Origin of the sequence: Noviherbaspirillum sp. Root189, assembly GCF_001428545.1 — a bacterium.
GTDB lineage: Bacteria > Pseudomonadota > Gammaproteobacteria > Burkholderiales > Burkholderiaceae_D > Noviherbaspirillum.
On record NZ_LMHZ01000021.1, the window covers coordinates 1 to 21,806 of the forward strand.

At 59.4% G+C, this 21,806-nt stretch carries 21 protein-coding genes; 13 read left to right on the forward strand and 8 right to left on the reverse strand.

Annotated elements, in window-relative coordinates; translation table 11 throughout:
• From ASE07_RS13595 to ASE07_RS13605, 3 genes are all read left to right on the forward strand, one after another.
• On the forward strand, positions 1-127 hold a 127-nt coding region (locus ASE07_RS13595), incomplete at its 5' end, for an IS3 family transposase (protein WP_156396616.1).
• Between the two features lie 66 nt (positions 128-193).
• Positions 194-934: a hypothetical protein gene (locus tag ASE07_RS13600; RefSeq protein WP_057291380.1), complete on the forward strand. Its 741-nt coding sequence runs from the start codon at positions 194-196 to the stop codon at positions 932-934.
• Positions 935-1,130: 196 nt separating this feature from the next.
• Entirely contained in the window at positions 1,131-1,313 is a 183-nt protein-coding gene (locus ASE07_RS13605) for a hypothetical protein (protein ID WP_057291381.1), read from the forward strand.
• A gap of 31 nt (positions 1,314-1,344) precedes the next feature.
• On the opposite strand, the gene ASE07_RS13610 is transcribed toward ASE07_RS13605, so the two are convergent.
• Both ASE07_RS13610 and ASE07_RS13615 read right to left on the reverse strand, forming a co-directional pair.
• Positions 1,345-2,046, reverse strand: coding sequence for a GNAT family N-acetyltransferase (locus tag ASE07_RS13610; RefSeq protein WP_057291382.1), 702 nt, complete (start codon positions 2,044-2,046; stop codon positions 1,345-1,347).
• 13 nt (positions 2,047-2,059) lie between these two features.
• Complete coding sequence (locus ASE07_RS13615; RefSeq protein ID WP_057291383.1) at positions 2,060-2,425, reverse strand: DUF2917 domain-containing protein; 366 nt, start codon at positions 2,423-2,425, stop codon at positions 2,060-2,062.
• A 194-nt stretch (positions 2,426-2,619) separates the two neighbouring features.
• Between ASE07_RS13615 and ASE07_RS13620 the strand changes: the two genes are divergently transcribed.
• From ASE07_RS13620 to ASE07_RS13640, 5 genes are all read left to right on the forward strand, one after another.
• Complete coding sequence (locus ASE07_RS13620; RefSeq protein WP_057291384.1) at positions 2,620-3,531, forward strand: LysR family transcriptional regulator; 912 nt, start codon at positions 2,620-2,622, stop codon at positions 3,529-3,531.
• 256 nt (positions 3,532-3,787) lie between these two features.
• Positions 3,788-4,087 (forward strand): hypothetical protein, encoded by a 300-nt coding sequence (locus ASE07_RS13625; RefSeq protein ID WP_057291385.1) that lies wholly within the window; start codon positions 3,788-3,790, stop codon positions 4,085-4,087.
• 220 nt (positions 4,088-4,307) lie between these two features.
• Positions 4,308-5,510 carry an O-antigen ligase family protein gene (locus ASE07_RS13630; protein ID WP_162256884.1) on the forward strand — a complete coding sequence of 401 codons (1,203 nt, stop codon included), beginning with the start codon at positions 4,308-4,310 and terminating at the stop codon, positions 5,508-5,510.
• Between the two features lie 8 nt (positions 5,511-5,518).
• The gene (locus ASE07_RS13635; protein ID WP_057291387.1) at positions 5,519-6,610 is read left to right on the forward strand and encodes a glycosyltransferase family 4 protein; all 1,092 of its coding nucleotides are present in this window, start codon (positions 5,519-5,521) and stop codon (positions 6,608-6,610) included.
• Between the two features lie 352 nt (positions 6,611-6,962).
• Complete coding sequence (locus ASE07_RS13640; protein ID WP_057291388.1) at positions 6,963-8,945, forward strand: MHYT domain-containing protein; 1,983 nt, start codon at positions 6,963-6,965, stop codon at positions 8,943-8,945.
• A 75-nt stretch (positions 8,946-9,020) separates the two neighbouring features.
• Here ASE07_RS13640 and ASE07_RS13645 read toward each other — a convergent pair whose 3' ends face one another.
• Positions 9,021-9,884, reverse strand: coding sequence for a glycosyltransferase family 2 protein (locus ASE07_RS13645; protein WP_057291389.1), 864 nt, complete (start codon positions 9,882-9,884; stop codon positions 9,021-9,023).
• A 252-nt stretch (positions 9,885-10,136) separates the two neighbouring features.
• On the opposite strand from ASE07_RS13645, the gene msbA reads away from it, so the two are divergent.
• From msbA to ASE07_RS13670, 5 genes are all read left to right on the forward strand, one after another.
• Positions 10,137-11,876 (forward strand): lipid A export permease/ATP-binding protein MsbA, encoded by a 1,740-nt coding sequence (gene msbA / locus ASE07_RS13650; RefSeq protein ID WP_057291390.1) that lies wholly within the window; start codon positions 10,137-10,139, stop codon positions 11,874-11,876.
• Positions 11,873-12,454, forward strand: a complete 582-nt coding sequence (locus ASE07_RS13655) for a peroxidase-related enzyme (protein WP_057291391.1) — start codon at positions 11,873-11,875, stop codon at positions 12,452-12,454. Before msbA ends, ASE07_RS13655 begins: the two co-directional genes overlap by 4 nt.
• A 29-nt stretch (positions 12,455-12,483) precedes the next feature.
• The gene (gene waaF, locus ASE07_RS13660) at positions 12,484-13,506 is read left to right on the forward strand and encodes a lipopolysaccharide heptosyltransferase II (RefSeq protein ID WP_235548469.1); all 1,023 of its coding nucleotides are present in this window, start codon (positions 12,484-12,486) and stop codon (positions 13,504-13,506) included.
• Between the two features lie 322 nt (positions 13,507-13,828).
• Positions 13,829-14,410, forward strand: a complete 582-nt coding sequence (locus tag ASE07_RS13665; protein ID WP_057291392.1) for a YbhB/YbcL family Raf kinase inhibitor-like protein — start codon at positions 13,829-13,831, stop codon at positions 14,408-14,410.
• A gap of 69 nt (positions 14,411-14,479) precedes the next feature.
• Positions 14,480-15,088, forward strand: a complete 609-nt coding sequence (locus tag ASE07_RS13670) for a type 1 glutamine amidotransferase domain-containing protein (RefSeq protein WP_057291393.1) — start codon at positions 14,480-14,482, stop codon at positions 15,086-15,088.
• Positions 15,089-15,104: 16 nt separating this feature from the next.
• Here ASE07_RS13670 and hutI read toward each other — a convergent pair whose 3' ends face one another.
• The 5 genes from hutI to hutU all read right to left on the reverse strand — a co-directional run bounded on the left by hutI (position 15,105) and on the right by hutU (position 21,799).
• Complete coding sequence (gene hutI / locus ASE07_RS13675; RefSeq protein WP_057291394.1) at positions 15,105-16,364, reverse strand: imidazolonepropionase; 1,260 nt, start codon at positions 16,362-16,364, stop codon at positions 15,105-15,107.
• Positions 16,354-16,953: a HutD/Ves family protein gene (locus ASE07_RS13680; RefSeq protein ID WP_057291395.1), complete on the reverse strand. Its 600-nt coding sequence runs from the start codon at positions 16,951-16,953 to the stop codon at positions 16,354-16,356. Before ASE07_RS13680 ends, hutI begins: the two co-directional genes overlap by 11 nt.
• A gap of 21 nt (positions 16,954-16,974) precedes the next feature.
• A complete protein-coding gene (hutG, locus tag ASE07_RS13685) occupies positions 16,975-17,964 on the reverse strand; it encodes a formimidoylglutamase (RefSeq protein ID WP_057291396.1) in 990 nt (329 codons plus the stop codon).
• Between the two features lie 6 nt (positions 17,965-17,970).
• Positions 17,971-19,509, reverse strand: a complete 1,539-nt coding sequence (gene hutH / locus ASE07_RS13690) for a histidine ammonia-lyase (protein WP_057291397.1) — start codon at positions 19,507-19,509, stop codon at positions 17,971-17,973.
• A 571-nt stretch (positions 19,510-20,080) separates the two neighbouring features.
• Positions 20,081-21,799: a urocanate hydratase gene (hutU, locus tag ASE07_RS13695; RefSeq protein ID WP_057291398.1), complete on the reverse strand. Its 1,719-nt coding sequence runs from the start codon at positions 21,797-21,799 to the stop codon at positions 20,081-20,083.
• Positions 21,800-21,806: the final 7 nt, after the last annotated feature.

The window sequence follows — 21,806 nt, forward strand, 5'->3', positions numbered from 1 at the left end:
AGCAAAGCAGGATGTGTTCGACTATATCGAGATGTTTTATAACTCAAGGCGCCGGCATGGTTACAACAACCACCTATCACCGGTAGACTACGAGAAGCAGTACTTCGAACGGCTCGCTAGTGTCTAGGATACCGGGGGCGATTCAATTGATTTGGAAGTAGAACATATTCATCGGGGATTATAGAAACAGGATATGGAATATTTGAACGACATTAAAGGTCCATTAAACTTGATGCTTTACCCCGCGCGGTGGAAGGGGTTACGTCGGAACGAAACCGACCGCGTATTGACTTCACTTATTCATCCTTGGATTCATAAGTACCCATCGCATTGGTATCTTGAAAGAATTGTTGGATTATTGCGTTCCAAGACAGATCTTAGTACGTTTATTTTCGAGCGTGAGCCTAGTGAGACTGACGAAGAAATTCGCGGTTTCCTGTCGGATCTTGCTGTGGAAATCGAAAAGGAATATCCCGTCGCCCGCTCTGGTCGGTATGCAACCTTTAGCGGAACATGGATATGTACAACGACCCCAAGTGAATCAGTTCAAATTTCTAAGGGAGAGAGACTTCCACAAATTGGCAATACCGAAGTTGTCTGGATGTTTAAAACCGTTTGCCCGGAAACGGCGGAAGATATTATCCACGAAGAATTCAAGACGTATTATCTGCCTAGGACTATCAAAGGGCGCCCAAAATATATGGGGTCTGAGGAACATGCAGAATATTCTCTGAAAAGGCTATCAGAAAAAATCTCGCCACAGCTATTGCCGTCTGTACTGAATTTGTTAAAAGAGATGGAACGCGACAGGGAGCATGTGCTGACAAAGAAAATCGAAATAGAGACTGGCTGCAACTGGACTAAGGCAGACCGGGAGTGGGTGTGGTACTCGTCACTCCTGTCAAAGATCCGGGAAGGCTGGCAGCATCAGTAGATCAGTAAGCGTGCTGAAGATAAAACAGAAGTCACTTGCAGTTTTCCAGACAAGGCGGCTCCATAACCGATAAGTGGTACGTATGCGGTACACATGGAATGGAATCCCACCGTTCTGAAGCCGAATACCATACTTATGGCATGCATTGACGAGCGAGTTAAGGTTTAATTCTTTAACAGTAATTTAAAGATGCCGTATGCCGCTCGACAAGTACAAATGCATGAAACTAGCCGGTGCTGTCATCGGCTGCGCCGGCATCTTCGCCGCGAAATTTCACCTGACCGAGGGGGCAATGGTGGCCTTGTCGGGCGGGACGTTGTTCCTCCTGTGCGGACTTGTCGGTTCATGGGTGAATGATGAGGTTGCCGCAGATGATTAAATAATCTGCGACGGCCTCATCCGCATCACTGTCAGGCTACGCCCGCCCGGCCCCTTTGTGCCGCACCGGCCTTTGCCTGCCTCGCCAGTATGGTTAGCGGCGAACAATTCCATTCCGGTGCTTCCAGCATCTTCGAGGCCTTCCACAGATAAGCGCCGTCGGCATGCGTATCCAGTTCAAACCCCATGCTGACCATGAGCCTGACCATCGGTTCGTTTTCCGCGAGAACGTCTCCCTGCAATCGCATGATGCCCGCAGCGCGGGCCACGCAGATCAGTGTCTGGATCAGTCTGGTACCGAGGCCGCTGCGATGCCATTCGTCGGCCACTAATACGGCAAATTCGCCGCTTACAGGATAGGGATCGGCGACATACTGCGCCATGCCGATCGCTATTTCCTGACCGTCGCGCTGGATGACGGCCAGCAGGGTCATGGCGCCGGTCGGATCGCTCAATGTAAAGCGTGCCAGCATATCGGGCGGTACTTCCTGCAACGGATAAAAGAAGCGGTGATAACGGCTCTCGAGGGACAAGCCGCGTACCAGTTGCTGGATGCGTTCGGCATCGCCAGCATGGGCGGCGCGCAGGGTGACTGCGGTGCCGTTCTTCAGGCGCAGGATGTCGCGTACTTCGCCGCCGGTTTCCGGTGCATAGGTAGTGTCGGCACCAGTGCCGCTCAGATCGAAAGGAAGATAATCCTTCCAGCTGAGGGAAAAGGGAAATTGGAAGCCCATGGCGCGCTCCGTTTCATGCGATCGACAGGCGGGCGCCGGACTGCAGCGTCGGGGCGACAACGCGACGTGGTTGCGCCGGATTGTGGCAAGTATCGAGCCGTACGCTGATGCGGGCTTTGCCGAATGGCGACAGCAGGGTAGGCACGTTGCGATCGAGTACGACGGTTTGGCCTGCTTCGAGCACGACGTCGCGGATATCGCCGTCCTGCGTGATCCAGACGCTGCCGTCCAGCGCGCGGATAGTCCAGCCTGAAGCGTCCCGCAGATGGGCGGTCTGCGAGGCGTCCAGTGCGATGGTTTCACCGCACGGGTCAAGCGGCGTCATGCCGCCCTGGCTGGCGGCGTCGGTGGCAAAAGTCTTGTGAACTCGGGCATTCATGGTGATCTCCTGTGATCGCGTAAGGAAGGCGGCGGGTATTGCCTCCATGAAGCACATTATCGTTTGTCCTCAGATATTTACAATCCATCAAAATGGAATAAGATTGTTTCTGCATATGGACAATTTGGTGTTCTTGAACAGGGGTGGGGTCAGCTGTCGATGCAAGCCCGGCTAGCCGCTCTACAGGAGGAACTATGGAGCTTTTGGTAGAAATGATGGCGTTTGCCAAGGTCGTGGAGACCCGCAGCTTTTCAGCGGCGGCGCAGAAACTCAATACGTCCAAGTCGCTGGTCAGCAAGCAGGTCAGCAACCTGGAGAGCGCGCTCGGCGTGCGGCTGTTGAATCGCACCACGCGACGCATGAGTCTGACCGAGATTGGCACAGCCTACTATGAGCACTGCGCGCGCATCGCGCAGGAAATCGACGCGGCAAAGGAAACGGTGACGCAGCTGCAGGTCGAGCCACGGGGCGTGCTGAAGCTGACTTCGCCGGTCATCTTTGCCGCGTTGCATCTGGCACCCGCGTTGCAGACCTTCCTGCAGCGCTATGACGAAGTCGAAGTTGAACTTGATGTCACCGACCGGCCAGTCGAGATTGTCGAGGAGGCGTACGACGTGGCCATCCGTATCAGTGACAATCCGCCGCCGAATATGATTGCCCGCAAGATTGCACCGGTACGCTGGGTAACGTGCGCATCGCCAGCCTATCTTGAACGTTACGGCACTCCTCGCACGCCACAGGAACTGACCCAGCATCAGTGTCTGGTATATCTCGGCATGAATACCGCGCGCAGCGGCTGGCGCTACCAGTCCGGCAGCAAGGAAATCACCCCTGCGATCAACGGCAAATGCCGCGTCAATAATTCTTCCGTGCTGCTGCAGATGGCGCTGGAGGGACTCGGCATCGTGCTCTTCCCGACCTACATTCTTAGCAAGTACCTGAAGGACGGGCGCCTGAAGCAGATCCTGCCGGATGTCGTCGCCAGTCCCGGCATGAATATGTATGCCGTGTATATGCCGAACCGTTACATGCAGCCGAAGGTGAGGGCATTCATTGATCATTTGCTGGAGCATTTCGGACCGGATCCGCATTGGGACCAGTTCTGATCCTTGTCGATGGACACCGTTGCCTGCAATGCGATCACATTACGTCTGTCCCGGCAGGAATCATGATTCATTGCATGCTTTGGCCTAAGACAATAACGCAGTAAGAAACAAGTCCACAAAAAATGGCAATGAAACATGCCATAACAAAACTTGTAACTTTTTATGTTTTATTAAGTACATCTTTTTGCGAATGTCTAGACTATTTATATGAAATGCCAATAACAACATCAGTCAACAGACATGAAAGGATAGCCCCATGAGCAAACTGATCGCCATGCTGGTTGCCGGTGTTTTCGCAGGTTCCGCAATTGCTGCGACCCACACTGCCGCGCCGACCGGTTCCACTAGCTCATCCACCATGAGCGGCGACACCAAGGCGGACGCCAAGGCCGAAGAAAAAGCTGCCAAGGCTGAAGCCGAAGCCGACAAGAAGAAGGCCAAAGCCGATGCAAAGGCCACGAAGAAGAAGGCAGATGCGAAAGCTGACCAAGCGTCAGCTGCTGCGGATGCGAAGGCTGACAAGGCCGAAAAGAAGGCGGACAACGCTTCCAAGTAAGCGAATAACAACCCGCACGCCCGCGGTTGCGAGGCAGGCCACGCCTGCCTTTTTTATTGGGTGACGATCCCGCGCGCCGGCGCCATCGAGATTCCGGCGTTGCGGGTCACGGACCGCTATAATCCGCGTGCCGGTCAGAATTGCCATTACACAACATGCAGGACGACCAGCAGCATATCAACGGGAATCAGAGGGATCGGTCGACTACATGAAGGAGCTGGTGAAATCAGGCGTAGCCGCGCAACATGCATTGACAGCGGCGTTTTTCTTCCTGCCGCTGTTCAAGCCGATGCTGTTTTTGTCGCTGCTGGCGGCCATCGTATTGTTCCTTGCCAGTGATCGGTTTGGTGAAGCCTGGCGGCAGGCGCCCCTACAATCCTGGTTGCTGCCGGCATTGATTCTCTCCATCCTGCCGGGCCTGTCGCTGCTGCTGCATGACGACCCAACGCAGACCGAACTCAATCTCAGCTATTACTGGCTGACGGCCTTTCTGGTCTACCTGGCATCCAGCCGCATGCGTATCGTGCCGTGGCTGTGGGCCTTCGTGGCCGGGGTATTCATCGTGTTCTGTTATGTGCAGATCCGCTTTCCCGGGCAGGTGGAACTGGCGACCGGCCTGGGGGCGCTCGGTAATTACATCCTTTATTCACAGCTGCTGGCGATCGCGGTCGTGCTGCTGTCGATTCTCTATAAACATGAAACTCGCCGGATACTGCGCCTGGTATGCGTTGCCGGCATGGCGGTATTTTTCTTCGGGCTGGTGTCCGGGGATGGCCGCAGCGGCTTGCTGTCTCTTCTGTTGCTGCTTCCGCTGGTAGCGGGCAACATGGTCTCGAGAGAGAACAGGCGCCTGGTGCTGGTCGTTTGCCTGGTCGGCCTGCTGGCAACCGGGATGGCGCCGCGCGTGCAAAAGCGGATTAACGCCGGCATCAACGACCTGAAGCTGATGCAGCAGGACCGCAAGGATACCTCGCTCGGTTACCGTCTGGATATGTGGCAGACGGCAGCCGATGTGGTACGCACGCATCCGGTGTTTGGCGCCGGCCAGGCCGGCTTTGAGAAGGCATGGCATGCGCGCCATCCGAAAGGCGAAGCACAAAGTTTCATCGAGCCGCACAATGCTTTCCTGTTTTTCGCTTCCACCTTTGGCCTGATCGGGCTTGCGGCGCTGGTGTGGCTGTATGCGGCAATGTTATGGACCGGCTGGCGTCACCGGCACAGTATGGAAGGCGGCGTGGTGTTTGCCTTTGCCGTGGTCTGTATTGTGGGCAGCGTAACCAATACCATGTTCATGGGCGCGGTCAGTCATACCTGGGTGATGCTGTTCATCGGTCTGCAGGGGAGCCTGCAGCATCCGGTGGTGCGGCGACTGGCTTTGCAGAGCGGGGCAGACTCCGAGCAGCGGCAAAGGCAACCGGCATGAGAGCGCAAATGAAGGTGCTCCTGATCAGTCCGACCGTGGCCGGATATATCGGCGGCACTGAAACCGTCGTCAGCCAGCTCAGCCAGCGCCTGAAGGATAGCGTCGCCTTGACTGTGCTGAGCGCCGTGCCGCCTGGCGGCGAAGTGTTGATCGACACCCGTGGCTATGAACTGCTGACCCTGCCTTTTCTGGGGCGTGATTCCCGCGCCAACCGCTTGCTGAGCAAGCTGCTGATGACTAGTCGCTTCAAGATCGAAAGCTTCAGTTTTTTTCGGTCGCTGCGCAGGAGCGACATCGACCTGACGCGTTTCGATGTCATCGCCACGTTTTACGAAGCCGATGCCCTGCTGTTGCACAAGCAGTATCCGTCACTGCGCAAACGCTGTCGGCACCTGTTGCCGGGCGTCTCGATGCGCGGCTTCTTCCGCCGGGTGCCGGCAGAGGATGTGGTGTTCTTCGGTTATCGCGCCGCGCCACGGGCCAAGCGCAAATGGGGCGTGGATGTGCAGTCGCTTCCGCTGGGCGTTGATGACCAGTTCTTTCCTGCCGCACCGCGCGCTTTTCCGCAGGAAAAGCGGCTGGTATTCGTGGGTCGCCTCGATAAGAGCAAGCATGTCGACTGGCTGGCCGGATTCTTTGCCGGCAGCGGTCTGGGGCAACAGGGTTACCGGCTCGATATCATCGGCGATGGCCCCTTGTTTGCCAGTCTGCAGGCCGCCTGCGGACCCGATTCGGGCATCCGGTTGCTCGGCCGTCAGCGCGCGGACCAGGTGGCAGCCATCCTGCGCGACGCTTTCCTGCTGTTGCATCCCACCGACCTTGAAAGCTTTGGCCTGACTATCCTCGAAGGCATGGCCGCGGGATTGCCTGTGATCACGCACGCGCTTGACAGCGTCACGATCTGGGCCGGCAAGCATCCGCGCTATGCGGCGCATCTCGATGCGGCGTCGTGGCTGCAGGAAATCCGCCGCTTCGAGGAGCGCGACTATTGGGAGCAGGTCAGCGCAGATAACCTGGCATTTGCACGTGGCCTGACGTGGGATCGCATCGCGGAACAGGTGCTGGATATACTGCAGCGCAAAACACCCGCTGGAATCTGACGCTGCCGATACGGATGAGGATGCTGCTGTCGGGATGATCAGCGCCCCGTCTTGTCTTCTGTAGCTGGTGTATGTCTATGATGCGACCCTAACCATGGGATGCATGCCAAGCAGGCAAGCGGCCTTGTCGTGCATAATATTTCCCACAAGCCGTATTTGATAGGATATGCCCAAGTACGCGGTGCGGCGTTTGTCAAGCGAACTATTTTCCGGATGCAAAGCCATCGGGACGATCCATCGCCGGATTCTGGTGTCACAACATGGTTAACTATGATTGATCATCCACGATGTTTCCCATTTTTTCCATTGCACCACGCCACTCCGTCTAAAACACTCAACTCAACTGCTATCAATGCTGACCGGTTATTACGACACTCCGCTGGTACTTGTATCGATACTGGTTGCTATCTTTGCTTCCTATACCGCGCTCAGCATGGCCGGCCGTGTGACGACTTCCCACGGTACGGCCAGGCGCCTGTGGATAGGCGGCGGCGCGCTCGCCATGGGAAGTGGTATCTGGGCAATGCACTTCATCGGCATGCTGGCGTTCCGCCTGCCTATCCCGCTCGGGTACGATTTCTGGATCACGGTTCTCTCCTTGCTGCTGCCGGTGGTCGTGTCCGGTATGGCGCTGCACCAGGTCAGCCGGCCCGAATTGCCGGTGCAGCGACTGTTCGCCGGCGCTGTATTGATGGGCATCGGCATCAATGCGATGCACTACACAGGCATGTTTGCGATGCGCATGGCGCCCGGCATCCGCTACGACCCCTTGCTGTTTGCGGCATCGGTGATCATTGCCATTGTTGCATCGGCGGCTGCGCTCTGGATCGCTTTCCGTCTGCGCGGAAACGTGCCGCAGGTATGGCTGCCACGTGTCGGCGCTTCGGTTCTCATGGGTGCGGCCATCGCCGGCATGCATTACACCGGCATGGCGGCAGCCGGTTTTCCGGAAAACAGTATCTGCATGGCAGCGGGCAATGGTTTCGACCAGGACGAGCTTGCCCTCATGGTCATGTTGGCCAGCTTTGGGGTATTGACTGTGGCTTTGCTGACTTCGGTATTCGATGCCCGCCTGGAATCGCGTTCGCAAGTCCTCGCCACATCGCAGGCTATCGCCGAGGAACGCCAGATCCTGTTACTGGGCGAGCGGGCCGCACGCACGCAGGCCGAACGCATGAGCGCGCTGAAAGATGAATTTCTCGCCACACTGTCGCATGAATTGCGCACGCCGCTCAACGCCATTCTTGGCTGGGCGCAGATCCTGCGCAGCGGCACCAGGGATGAAGCCACCCTTGCCAAGGGGCTGGAGACGATCGAAAGAAACGCACGTGCTCAGGCGCAACTGATCGAGGACCTGCTGGACATGAGCCAGATCATTTCGGGCAAGGTGCGCCTCGATGTGCGGCCAATCGATCCGGCGAACTTTATCGAGGCGGCACTTGAGACGGTGCGGCCCGCCGCCATGGCAAAGAACATTCGCCTCGAAACCACGCTCGATCCGCAGGCCGGCCAGATCGCTGGCGATCCGAACCGGCTGCAGCAGATCATGTGGAACCTGCTATCGAATGCAGTCAAATTCACACCGCATGGCGGGCACATTCATGTGTCGCTCAGCCGGACTGCCGCAGGCATTGTGATCAGGGTAGTGGACTCCGGCATCGGCATCCAGCCCGAATTTCTGCCCTATGTATTCGACCGTTTCCGGCAGGCGGATGCCTCGACGACGCGCCGCTACAGCGGACTCGGCCTGGGCCTGTCGATCGTCAAGCAACTGGTGGAACTGCAGGGCGGAACTGTTGCCGTCGCCAGTCGGGGCGACGGCAATGGCGCGACCTTTACCCTGGATTTTCCCCTGCACAATCCCAACGCCGCAGCCGCGCGCCAGCAGCCGGTGCCGGGGGCTTACCGTCCCTCTATCGGTTCCGATTTCACCCGTACCCACCTGTCCGGCATCAAGGTGTTAATAGTTGATGACGAAGCTGATGCACTCGACCTGATGGAGTGGATACTCAGGGAATGCGGTGCGACGATTTGCCGCGCGGGCAATGCGAGCGAGGCCTTGTCGCTGATGGAACGCGAGCGCCCCGACATCGTGGTTAGCGATATCGGCATGCCGGATGTGGATGGCTTCGAACTGCTTCGCCGCATCAGGTCGCTTGGCGAAGCACGTGGCGGCACGGTGCCGGCGCTGGCATTGACCGCATTCACGCGTGCCGAAGACCAGCAACGTGCGCTGCAGGCAGGATTTAACCTGTATATGACCAAACCTGTGGAGCCGTCCACGTTTGCGGCAAACATTGCCAAGATGGCCGGGGTGCGTGCCAGTATTCAGTAAGAGGATAAAGGCAATGCAGTATCTCGTTTAATGTAACCAGATGGTGTGCCTGTGGTCCGATAGCGATGGGTTCTGTCACGAACCAACAATCGCATCGATCCTGTCTTCCGCTTTCGGATGCGCCGACAACCCGATATCCGCCTGGGTGACGCCGGTTTTCATGCGCTCTTCGACACGCTTGCGGTTTTCCGATTCGGTGGCGCGGGTGTTTTCCCGATGCCAGAGGTGGAAGACCTCGGTGGCGAACGCACCGCCCTTGCGGCGTATTCCGTGACGCGCGAGGCGCAGTACCAAGTCCGCGTCTTCATGTCCCCAGCCGACGAAGCTTTCATCGAAGCCGTTGACTGCCGCATAGTCGTCGCGCCAGATGGCAAGGTTGCAACTCTTGATGCGATTCCATTTGACCGCGCGGTAATGCCGCATCGGCGTATCGGGAAACTGCAGCAAGGGCACGATCTTGTTGGTCTTGCCGGTCAGCCGCTGTTTCAGCCAGTAGGCCAGTCCACGTTGATGGACTGGTAACGGCGATGTATCGTTCAGCAGCTCCGCAGTGAATTGCTCGGACAGCAATACCCGGCTGCCCGACACCATGAACCCTCGTTCCGCCAGTTCGCGATGGCGCTGCACATAGTTGGGCCGTGGAATGCAGTCGCCGTCGAGGAACACGAGATACTCGCCACGCGCCGCATGGACACCCAGGTTCCGCGCCGCCGAAGCGCGGAAGCCGTCATCCGGCTGCCACGCATGCACCAGCCGCTTCAGTCCGGGCGCATGCGGTGTGGAGGCGAAGGATTCAAGCGCATTACGGGTCGGTTGTTTCGATCCATCGTCGGCGATGATGACTTCAAACTCCGGGTCGGTCTGGTCCAGCAGCGCGCGTACCACGGCGCCGAGGGCATCCGGCCGGTTATAGGTGGTGACGATGACCGAAATCAGCATGTTGGTTCTTTGGTAAGGGTGAGCAGAGGTATTCCCGCGAAGCAAATCAGGCAGCCACGCAGTATACCGGAGCGCGGCACAACCCCGGCAGCAGACAGTATTGCCGCCCTGTGCACGCAATAAGTGTTGCCTGCCATGGCATCCTCTATAATCTCAGGCCAGTGACCCGGGATATCCCGGGTTTCCTTTATTCAAGCATTCCGCATGGTCGCCGCAAGGCAATCTGCAAACAAGCATCGAGCTGACTTATTTATGAATTTGCCCCCAAACCTGGTACGACTATTTCGCATGGTAGGGCCGTACAAGGGGCGCCTGTTGCTGGCATTCGTCGGCATGATCATCACCGCCGCGACCGAACCGATGTTTCCCGCAGTGATGAAAGAATTGCTCGACAACGGTTTTACCGGCAAGCCCAGTTTTCAGTTGTGGCTGGTACCGGTCGCCGTGGTCGGCATCTTTGTGCTGCGCGGCCTGTCGACCTTCGCCACCAGTTACCTGATGACCTGGATCACCACGCAATTGCTGAGCCTGCTGCGCGGCCAGATGTTTGCGCGCATGCTGCATGTGCCGGCCAGTTATTACACGACTAACTCGATGGGCAAGATCATCAACTCGATGATGTTCGAAGTGCAGCAGATCGTCGACATGATCCGCAACGTGCTGACGTCGGCCATTCGCGACGCACTGACCGTGGTGGGGCTGATGGCGTTCCTGCTCTGGCTGAACTGGCGGCTCACCATCATTGCGCTGATCCTTCTGCCGCTGACCGCGGTCGTGGTACGGCAGACCGGCAAGCGCCTGCGCCGGCTCACCAAGGAATACCAGGAAGTCAACAATGAACTGACCCAGGTGATTGAAGAGACGACCCGCGCCAACCAGGTGATCAAGATCTTTGGCGGCAGCCAGTATGAACAGGAACGCTTCGAGCGTCGCGCAAGCAAACTGCGCCGCTATTCGATGCGCATGGCCAGCACCTATGCGGCGACCGTGCCGATTACCCAGGTCATGGCGGCCTGCGCGGTGGCCGTGGTGATCGTGATTGCGCTGATCCAGTCCAGCCAGAACCAGACCACGGTCGGCGGTTTCGTGTCGTTCATCACTGCCATGCTGATGCTGCTGGCACCGCTCAAGCGCGTGGCGGAAGTCAACGGTCCGCTGCAGCGCGGGCTGGCCGCCGCCGAAGCGGTGTTCAACCTGATCGATGCGGTACCGGAACGCACCACTGGCAAGCGGCTCGACAAGCGTGCCTCCGGGCGTGTCGATTTTGTCGATGTCGGATTTACCTATCCGGGACAGACGCAGCCGGCGCTGGCCGGGATCAACCTGAGTATCAAGCCGGGTGAGACGGTCGCGTTTGTCGGCATGTCGGGCGGCGGCAAATCGACCCTGGTCAACCTGGTGCCGGAATTCCATCGCGTCACCACTGGCGAGATCCTGCTCGATGGACAGCCGATCGGCGATATTGCGCTCGACAGCCTGCGCGCACAGATCGCGATGGTGAGCCAGAACGTTGTGCTGTTCGACGACACCGTCGCGTCCAATATTGCCTATGGCGAAGTCAATCCCGACCGTGCCCGCATCGAAGCCGCGGTACGCGCCGCCCATCTGTCGGATGTGGTCGCGCGCCTGCCGCAGGGACTTGATACCATGGTGGGCGACAACGGCAGCCGCTTGTCCGGCGGCCAGCGCCAGCGCCTTGCGATTGCACGCGCCATCTACAAGAACGCACCGATCCTGATTCTCGACGAAGCGACTTCCGCACTCGATACCGAATCCGAGCGTGCGGTCCAGGCCGCGCTGGATGAACTGATGAAGGGCAGGACCACACTGGTCATCGCGCACCGCCTGTCCACCATCGAACGCGCCGACCGCATCGTCGTACTGGTCGGCGGGCATATTGTCGAAAGCGGTACACATGCCGGACTGCTGGATAAGAACGGCGTGTATGCCAACCTCTACCACCTGCAATTTGCAAAGGAAACCGCATCATGAGTCAGCCGATCTCCCGCTTTCCTGTCCCTGAACTGAAAGACTTGCCGGACGATATACGCGAAACCATTCTCGCCGTACAGGAGAAGGCTGGCTTCGTGCCCAATGTGTTCATTACACTGGCGCACCGTCCGGCCGAATTCCGCGCCTTCTTTGCGTATCACGATGCGCTGATGCTCAAGGAAACAGGGAGCCTGACCAAGGCCGACCGCGAAATGATCGTCACCGCCACCAGCGCAAAGAACCAATGCCTGTACTGCGTGGTCGCTCATGGGGCCTTGCTGCGTATCTATTCCAAGCAGCCGCTGGTCGCCGACCAGGTCGCGGTCAATCACCTGAAAGCAGATATCACGCCGCGCCAGAAGGCCATGCTGGATTTTGCGATCAAGGTCTGCCTGAATTCGCAAGAGGTCGGCGACGCCGATTACGCGACGCTGCGCAGCCATGGCTTCGACGACGAAGACATCTGGGACATTGCCGCCATCACCGCCTTCTTCGGTTTGTCGAACCGCATCGCGAATGCGATTTCAATGCGCCCGAATGAAGAGTTTTTCCTGATGGGCCGCGTGCCGCGCAAATGACGGCGCCGGTACAGGGCATGCAGGGAGTTATGCGTACGCTCGTCATCTCCCCCAACTGGATCGGCGATGCGGTGATGGCGCAGCCATTGCTGCGTCTGCTGAAAGAAAAAAATCCGCACCGCCCGATCGATGTGCTGGCGCCGAAATGGGTCGCACCCGTGTGGCGGGCGATGGCGGAAGTCGATACCGTGCTCGAAGCGCCGTTCCGTCACGGCGCGCTGCAATGGCGCGAGCGCCGCGAGTATGCGCGCATGTTACGTGAACGCGGGTATGCCGATGCTTATGTGCTGCCCAATACTTTGAAGTTTGCACTGATCCCCTGGCTGGCCCGGATTCCGAAACGGGTAGGGTACAAGGGCGAAATGCGCTACGGCCTGCTCAATGTCCTGCACCACGACAATCGCGATGCGCCCCGGCCCATGGTGTCCTTCTATGCGGCCCTGGCCGACGCTCCGCGCGCCGACGTACCGCCGCCGTCCGCGTTGCCACGTCCGGCACTGCAGGTATCGGTCGAACGCATGCAGCAGGTACTTTCGCGCGTCGGTCTGCGCATGGACAGGCCGCTGGTGCTGTTTGCGCCAGGCGCCGAATTCGGATCGGCCAAGCGCTGGCCGGTATCGCATTTTGCGGAGCTGGCCAGGATCGTGACCAGCAAACGCCCGGAAGTGCAGATTGCGCTGATGGGTTCCGGCAAGGACAAGGAAGTCTGCGACGAGATCGTCGCGCTCGCCCCGGGCGTGTTGAACCTAGCAGGCGTCACCGCGCTTGACGAGGCGGTTGCGCTGATCGGGCGAGCCGATGTCATGGTGAGCAACGATTCCGGCTTGCTGCATATCGCCTCGGCGCTGAACCGGCCCATCGTGGCGGTCTATGGCCCGACTGATCCCAATCATGCACCGCCGTTTTCGGATATCGCACAATCCCTGTTTCTCGGCATTGAATGCGCTCCCTGCAGGCAGCGTGAATGTCCGCTCGGACATCATCGTTGCATGCGTGACATTTCGGCTGACATGGTGTGGCAACCTGTCAATGCCATGCTCACGGCGCCTTGAAATTTCCAGGCGTCGTATGCATTTCTTACTACTGGTCGTGAAAAAACCGGCATATTGCTTTTAGTCTTCTCGGGACTCATACAGCAATATGCATTGCATAGGCGGAAAAGAAACATGCCTGGCGTCGCAGGCGACGGCAGGTTTTAATTTCTCCCTTGCGCCTCAATCACCCTTACTGCCTCTACCGCTTACTACCGGTACCACGTCTACCGCTTCTTCATCACTGCGCAAGGCGCTGCATGGGCTTTCGGCACAGCTTATGCAAGGACATCCTGATTCAAACGCAGGCGCCATGCCTTCCTGCATTAGACAAGGAATCATCATGCTCGAAAAACTTCCTGCCGCCATCGGTCATGCCTTGCATGCGCAACGTGCCGGCCTCGACAATATTCTTTTCAATCAGCTTGAGCTGGGTGCGGGCACCGGCGCGATTACCGTCAGCAGTCCAGCCTTTCGCGATCAGGAAAACATACCAGCCATCTATACCGCGGACGGTGCCGGTATCTCGCCTCCGCTCGCGTGGGGCAATATTTCCACTGAGGCAACCGGCTTGGCGCTGATTGTGGAAGATGCCGACGCGCCTACACCCCAACCGCTGGTCCATTTGATTGTTGTCGATCTCTTGCCGAAGGATGGCGTCTTGCCTGAAGGGGCGATCGGACACAGCGGCAGCAACGAGTTGAATGCCAGGACAGGAAAGAATTCGTATCTGCAGGCGACCTGGTTGCCGCCCGACCCGCCTACAGGTCATGGCGTGCATCGCTATGCATTTCAGGTGTTTGCGCTCGACAGTACGCCGGTTTTTTCCGGCGCGCCCGGGCGTGACGAAGTGATGGCCGCACTGCGCAAAACCGCGATTGCCAGCGGTTGCCTGATTGGCACTTATGAGCGCCCGGAGCGCTGAGATCCCACGCACCAGACGCTGTACACATGAGGCCGCCGTACTCAACGACTTACTTTTGAGGAGTAGAAAATGAACGCTAGCGACTCAAGTTTGCGCGGCATGCGCATTGCCATTCTGGTGACCGAGGGCTTCGAGCAGATCGAACTGACCGGTCCACAGGAAGCGCTGGAAAAGGAGGGCGTCACTACCCGGATCATCTCACAGCAGGCAGGCAAGGTGCAGGGCTACAAGCACCACGACAAGGGCGATCAGTTCGACGCTGATCTAGGCTTTGCCGATGCGGACCCGGATGACTTCGATGGCGTACTGCTGCCGGGCGGAGTCATCAACGGCGACCAGATCCGCATGATTCCGGAAGCGCAGCGCTTCGTGGAACAGATCGATGACGCCGGTAAGCCGGTGTTCGTCATCTGCCACGGCGGATGGCTGCTGGTATCGACAGGGCTGGTCGATGGCCGCACCATGACCAGCTGGCCGACGCTGCGGGATGACATCCGCAATGCCGGCGGCAACTGGGTGGATGAGGAAGTCGTCGTCGACGGCAACTGGGTCAGCAGCCGCAAACCCGACGATATCCCGGCATTCAACCGCAACATCATCGACATGCTGCATGGTCGGCAGGCCGGCCGTGCGCTGTCCGGCAAGGGTGAGCAGCGGGGAATAGGCTTGCCGGGTTGATTTGCGTTGTCGGCAATCAGCCGCGCGTGACCGTTCGCTCCCGCCGAACGCCGCCATTGACCACCCAGCGGCAAGGATTGCCACCGATGCCATAGGCCAGGTCGCCGGGACGATCGATTTGCCACAGCGCGAAATCGGCCCGCTTGCCGACCTCGAGCGACCCGATCTCAGACTGAAGACCCAGGGCCGTGGCCGCATGGCGGGTGACACCGCTGAGCGCTTCGAGCGGTGTCATGCGAAACAGTGTGCATGCCATGTTCATCGCCAGCAGCAGAGAGGTCATTGGCGAGGTGCCGGGATTGCAGTCTGTCGATATGGCAATGGGAACGCCGGCTTCGCGCAGTGCTGCAATCGGCGGGTATTTCGTCTCGCGCAAAAAGTAGAATGCGCCGGGCAGCAGCACTGCCACGGTACCCGCCGCTTTCATTGCATCGATGCCGGATTGCGACAGGTATTCAAGGTGGTCGGCGGACAGGCCGCGATAGCGCGCGGTCAGTTCGGCGCCGCCCTGGTCGGATAATTGTTCCGCATGGAGTTTGACCGGCAAGTTGTGTTTCTGTGCCGCCTGGAACACGCGCTCGGTTTGACCTGCCGAGAAGCCGATCTTTTCGCAGAAGGCATCGACCGCATCGACCAGGCCTTCGCTGACCAGCGCCGGCAGCATGTCATTGCAGACGCTGTCGACATAGCGGTCCGCTGCGTCAGCGTACTCGGGCGGTAACGCATGCGCGCCAAGGAAGGTCTTGCGCACGTGAACCGGCAGTTGGTTGCCGATACGACGGGCGACCGCCAGCATCTTGCGCTCGTTGTCCTTGTCGAGTCCGTAACCGGATTTGATTTCAAGCGTGGTCACGCCTTCGGCGAGCAATGCGAGCACACGCGGCAGGCTGGCCTGATACAGCGCCTCTTCGCTTGCGGCGCGGGTGGCGCGTACCGTCGACATGATACCGCCGCCGCGCCGCGCAATCTCTTCATAATTGGCGCCGTTCAGGCGTGCTTCGAATTCTTCGCTGCGGTTGCCGGCGTACACGATGTGGGTATGGCAATCGATCAGGCCAGGCGTCAGCCAGCACGCTTCGCCATCGTATTCGACCTTGGCCCGGTAACCTGCGGGCAGATCTGTACGTGGGCCCATCCACGCGATGCGCCCGTCCCGTACGGCGATCGCGGCATCGCGGATTTCGCCGTAGCTTTTGGCATCGGTGAGGGTGTCGAGCGTGGCAAGGTGCACATTGCACCACAGTGCATCCCAGTCGGAATTTTCTTTATTGGTCATTACGTTTCGCAGTAAGGCGCGCGATGTAGAGCGTCGCCGTGTCGGAGGCGGACAAGTCGACATGATCGCCGTCGGTCGCGTCGATCAGTACGGCCTCGCCGATCCCGCACTCCAGTTCACGGCCTGCCAGGGTGCGGCAATGCACTGTCGCACCGCGCGTGTTGTAAATAAAAATCTGGTCCGCCTGCATCGCACATTGCATGCTGCCGCTGAACTGCAGCTTTTCCAGGGTATGCGTCCAGCACGCGCGCCGGGTCATGATGTTGAGGTCCTTGACCGGCCCGTCGAGCAGCGACACGTGCACTTGTTGTTCGCCACGAAATGCAAAGGGCTTGTTGTCCCGCGTCAGCATGGTCGCGTGCAGGCTGTCGAGTTCAAGTGCGATGCCGTTGCCTTGCAGGATCGCAATCGAACGGTCATATCCGGCAAACAACGAGAAAGGGCCAGCCGTGGTGATGTCCGCCGCGCTGACCCGCCATTCGAATGAGGCATGGTCGGCGCCGGCAGGATAGGACGCAAACTGAACAGTCGTGCCGCCACCGTTCTTCCAGGGCATCGTAACGAAATCGTCGGACGTGAATTTTTGCATGGGACCTCAGGACTCAATGAATCAGTGGCCCGCGTGCTCCGCGATCCGGGTCAGGAGGCGGGCCGCAACGCGGGCGGTGCGTTGATCGATATCGTAACCGGGGTTGAACTCCGCCACATCGGCAAGGCGCAGCTTGCCGCTGGCGGCAATCTGGTCCAGCACCGGTTCGACGACCTCCAATGGTACGCCACGCGCGGCAGGTGCGCTGACGCCAGGAGCCACTGCTGCCGGCAGGACATCCAGGCAGATTGTGAAATAGACATGATCGACATCCTTCAGGAAGTCCGCGACGAAAGCCTGCACCTGCGGCAGCTGTGCCGGCGGCATTTCTTCATCACGCAGCCAGCGCACGCCGAGCTGCCTTGCACGGTCGAACAAGGCTTGCGTGTTGGCGAAATCGCTGATGCCCAGGCAGCAATAGTGGAACGGCCAGCCGCGTCGTTCGCAATCCTCCGCAATCTGGCGGAAGGGCGTGCCTGAACTGGCGCGCTCCGCCATGCGCAAATCGAAATGCGCATCGAGGTTGATGACGCCGATACGTGGTGCCTGTGGTGCCTGCGGCGCCTGCACCCGTGACGCAAGGTGCTGCGCCAGGCCGCCGAAGGAGCCGTACGCGATCTCATGTCCGCCGCCCATGACGAGCGGGAGGAAGCCACGATCGAGGACAGTTGCGACCGTGTCCGACAATTCCTGTTGCGCACTCTCCAGTGCATCGTCGGTGCAACTGATGTCGCCTGCATCCGTAATCGCGGTGCAGCGCCGTACGGGCATGTTGCCGAGCACGCGACGCAGCGTCGCCGGCCCTTCCTTGGCGCCGGTGCGTCCATGATTGCGTGCGACGCCCGCATCGCAGGCAAAGCCAATCAGGGCGATACCTTTTCCATCGTTGCTGCCTTCACCGGCAAGCGGCGAAAGTGGCTTAACTATCTGGTGCCAGCGGCGTCCGCCCACGCCTTCTTCCGCGTCGACGCGGCCTTGCCAGCGTGTCATGTCCGGGGAGTGGATCATCATGTCTCCTTAATGAACGTAGAGTTCCTCAAACAGATTCTGCAGGCTGGTGCTCAGGTCGCCGCGCAATACCATCTGCTTGGCCGCTTCGATGTCGAGTGCGAAGAAACGATCCTTCTCATAGAAGGCGACACGCTGGCGCAGGCGCTGATGCACATCGGCGAGCAGGGGTGAAGTCGTCAGCGGCTGATGGAAATCGACGCCCTGTGCCGCAGCCAGCAGCTCGATGCCGACGATGGTGGCGGTGTTGTGCGCCATCTCGTGCAGGCGACGGCCGGCGAAGGTCGCCATGCTGACATGGTCTTCCTGGTTGGCCGAGGTCGGCAGGCTGTCGACGCTTGCCGGATGGGCATGCGATTTGTTTTCCGAGGCCAGCGCCGCTGCGGTCACATGCGCGATCATGAAGCCGGAATTCAGGCCGGATGAGGCGACGAGGAAAGGCGGCAGGCCGGACAGTGTGGCATCGATCAGCAGCGCGATACGGCGCTCGGACAATGCACCGATTTCCGCGATGGCGAGCGCGAGCGTGTCGGCGGCGAAGGCGACCGGCTCCGCATGGAAGTTGCCGCCGGAAATCACATCGCCTTCGTCCGCATAGACCAGCGGGTTGTCGGTGACGGCGTTGGCTTCGATCAGCAGCGTGCGTGCCGCATTGACGATCAGGTCGGCACAGGCGCCCATGACTTGAGGCTGGCAGCGCAGGCTGTAGGGGTCTTGCACGCGTTCATCGTTGTCGATGTGGGAGCGGCGGATCTCGCTGCCCTTGAGCAGTTCACGATAGATTTTTGCGGAGGCGATCTGGCCGGGCTGGCCGCGTACGGTATGCACGCGCGGGTCGAACGGTGCGTCGCTGCCTTTGGCGGCGTCGACGGACAGTGCGCCGGCGACGGTGGCGGCTTCCAGCATGCGCTCGGCGAGGAACAGGCCGTTGAGCGTCAGTGCGGTCGATACCTGGGTGCCGTTGATCAGCGCCAGGCCTTCCTTGGCGGCCAGCGTGACGGGGGTGATGCCGGCTTTTTCCAGTGCCTGTTTGGCGGGTACGATGCGGCCGTCAACGCGGACATCGCCTTCGCCCATCAGTGCGAGCGTCATGTGGGCCAGCGGGGCGAGGTCGCCGGATGCGCCGACCGAGCCCTTGCTGGGGATGCAGGGCATGATGCCGGCGTTGTACAGCGCGATCATGGTGTCGATGATCGAGGCGCGGATGCCGGAGTAGCCGCGCGCGAGGCTGCCGATCTTGGTCGCAAGAATCAGGCGGGCGACGCTGTCGTCGATCAGCTCGCCGCTGCCGACGGAGTGGGAGAGGATGAGGTTGCGTTGCAGCTCTTCCAGCTGGTCGTTGGGGATGTGGGTCTTGGCGAGTTTGCCGAAGCCGGTGTTGATGCCGTAGGCGGGGGCGCCGCGTTCGACGATCTTGCTGATCGTGGCGGCGGAGGTGTTGATGGCGGTGTAGGCGGTGGGGGTGAGTTCCAGGCTTACTGTGCCGCGCCAGATTTGGCGGAGGTCGGCCAGGGTCAGGTTGCCGGGAGTAATGGTGAGTTTGGTCATGGTTTTTGCCTTAACTTTTACAGGTGCTTGTTCTGTGTGGGTTTACGATGCGTTGCCCGGTGTCGAATACTTATTACCGATTACCGAATGCGCTATGTGAGTAGCGTCGAATTAACCACCGTCCGGTCCCCTCCCCCTTGCAGGGGGAGGGTTAGGGTGGGGGTAGTGCGGTCGAACCATCACCTAAGTTTGACGCAGAAACCAACGCATTTTCTTCGGTATTTCAACACGTCTGCCTCTCCGATCAACCTGGCCGGGACTGGCCCCGGCGGGCCACTCACTTTCTTTGCTTCGCCAAAGAAAGTAAGCCAAGAAAGGCGACCCCCTACCGCCGCCCTTCGGGTTCCCAAAAGAGCACATACCAAAACGGGAAGCGAAACAAACTCGCCTTCGGCTCAAACAGGTTTCGCTTCTTTTTCCGTTTTGGCATGCACTCTTTTGGCGTCGGCAGAGGGGAACAACCACCACAGCCTCTTTGTGCTTGCTTGGTCAGTTTGCTTCAGGTGATCGCTTTGCTACGGTTGTCTTGTAGGGGGCTGCCTTTGAATGCGCAGCGCCCCTACGTTTTCGCTTACTTCACCATCGGCAACTTCAAGCCATTGCGCTTCGCACACGCCGCAGCACTTTCATACCCAGCATCCGCGTGACGCATCACACCCGATCCGCTGTCATTGACCAGCACGCGTGCCAGGCGCTTCGATGCCGCTTCGCTGCCATCCGCAACAATCACCATACCCGCGTGCTGCGAGTATCCCATGCCGACTCCGCCGCCATGGTGCAACGACACCCAGGTCGCGCCGCCTGCGGTATTCAGCAGCGCATTCAGCAACGGCCAGTCCGAAACCGCATCCGTGCCGTCTTTCATGCTTTCGGTTTCACGGTTCGGACTTGCCACCGAGCCGGTATCAAGGTGGTCACGACCGATGACGATCGGAGCTTTCAGTTCGCCGTTCTTGACCATCTCGTTGAACGCCAGGCCAGCGATGTGGCGCTCGCCCAGACCCAGCCAGCAGATACGTGCCGGCAAGCCCTGGAAGGCGATGCGATCGCGTGCCATGTCGAGCCAGTGATGCACGTGCTTGTTGTCCGGGAACAGTTCCTTGATCTTCGCGTCGGTCTTGTAGATGTCTTCCGGATCGCCGGACAGGGCAGCCCAGCGGAACGGACCCTTGCCTTCACAGAACAACGGACGGATGTACGCCGGGACGAAGCCGGGGAAGTCAAAGGCGTTCTTTACGCCGGTGTCGAAGGCGACCTGGCGGATGTTGTTGCCGTAGTCAACTGTCGGGATGCCCATGGCATGGAAGTCGAGCATGGCCTGTACATGTACCGCACAGGACTTGGCCGCGTCGGCGGTCAGCTTCTGTTGCTGCTCGTGGTCTTGCTGAGCCGCCTTCCATTGTGCGACGGTCCAGCCGATCGGCAGGTAGCCGTTGATCAGGTCGTGCGCCGAAGTCTGGTCGGTAACCAGGTCGGGCTTGATGCCGCCGGCTTTCGCACGCTTCACCAGTTCCGGCAGGATCTCCGCGGCGTTGCCGAGCAGGCCGATCGATACCGCTTCCTTGCGCTCGGTGTGGTACTTCACCAGTGCCAGCGCGTCGTCGATGTCCTTCGCCTGCTTGTCGAGGTAGCGTGTGCGCAGGCGGAAGTCGATGCTGCTCTGCTGGCATTCGATGTTCAGCGATACTGCACCGGCGAGCGTTGCCGCCAGAGGCTGCGCGCCGCCCATGCCGCCGAGGCCGGCGGTAAGGATCCAGCGGCCGGCCCAGTCGTCGTTGTAGTGCTGGCGGCCGGCTTCGACGAAGGTTTCGTAGGTGCCCTGTACAATGCCCTGGCTGCCGATGTAGATCCAGCTGCCGGCAGTCATCTGGCCGTACATGAACAGGCCTTTGCGGTCGAGTTCGTTGAAGTGTTCCCAGTTGCCCCACTTCGGCACCAGGTTGGAATTGGCGATCAGCACGCGCGGTGCATCGGGATGGGTCTGGAAAACGCCGACCGGTTTGCCGGATTGCACCAGCAAGGTCTCGTCATCGTTCAGGTCGCGCAGGGTTTCGAGGATCTTGTCGAAGCATTCCCAGTTGCGCGCCGCGCGGCCGATGCCGCCGTAGACAACGAGGTGCTTCGGATTTTCCGCGACTTCCGGATCGAGGTTGTTCTGCAGCATGCGATAGGCCGCTTCGGTCAGCCAGCTTTTGCAGACTTTCTCGCTGCCGCGCGGCGAGCGGATCACGCGGCTCGCATCCCAGCGTGGATCATTGGCAAGTTCGATATTGTCGGTAACGGTATTCATTCTTGTC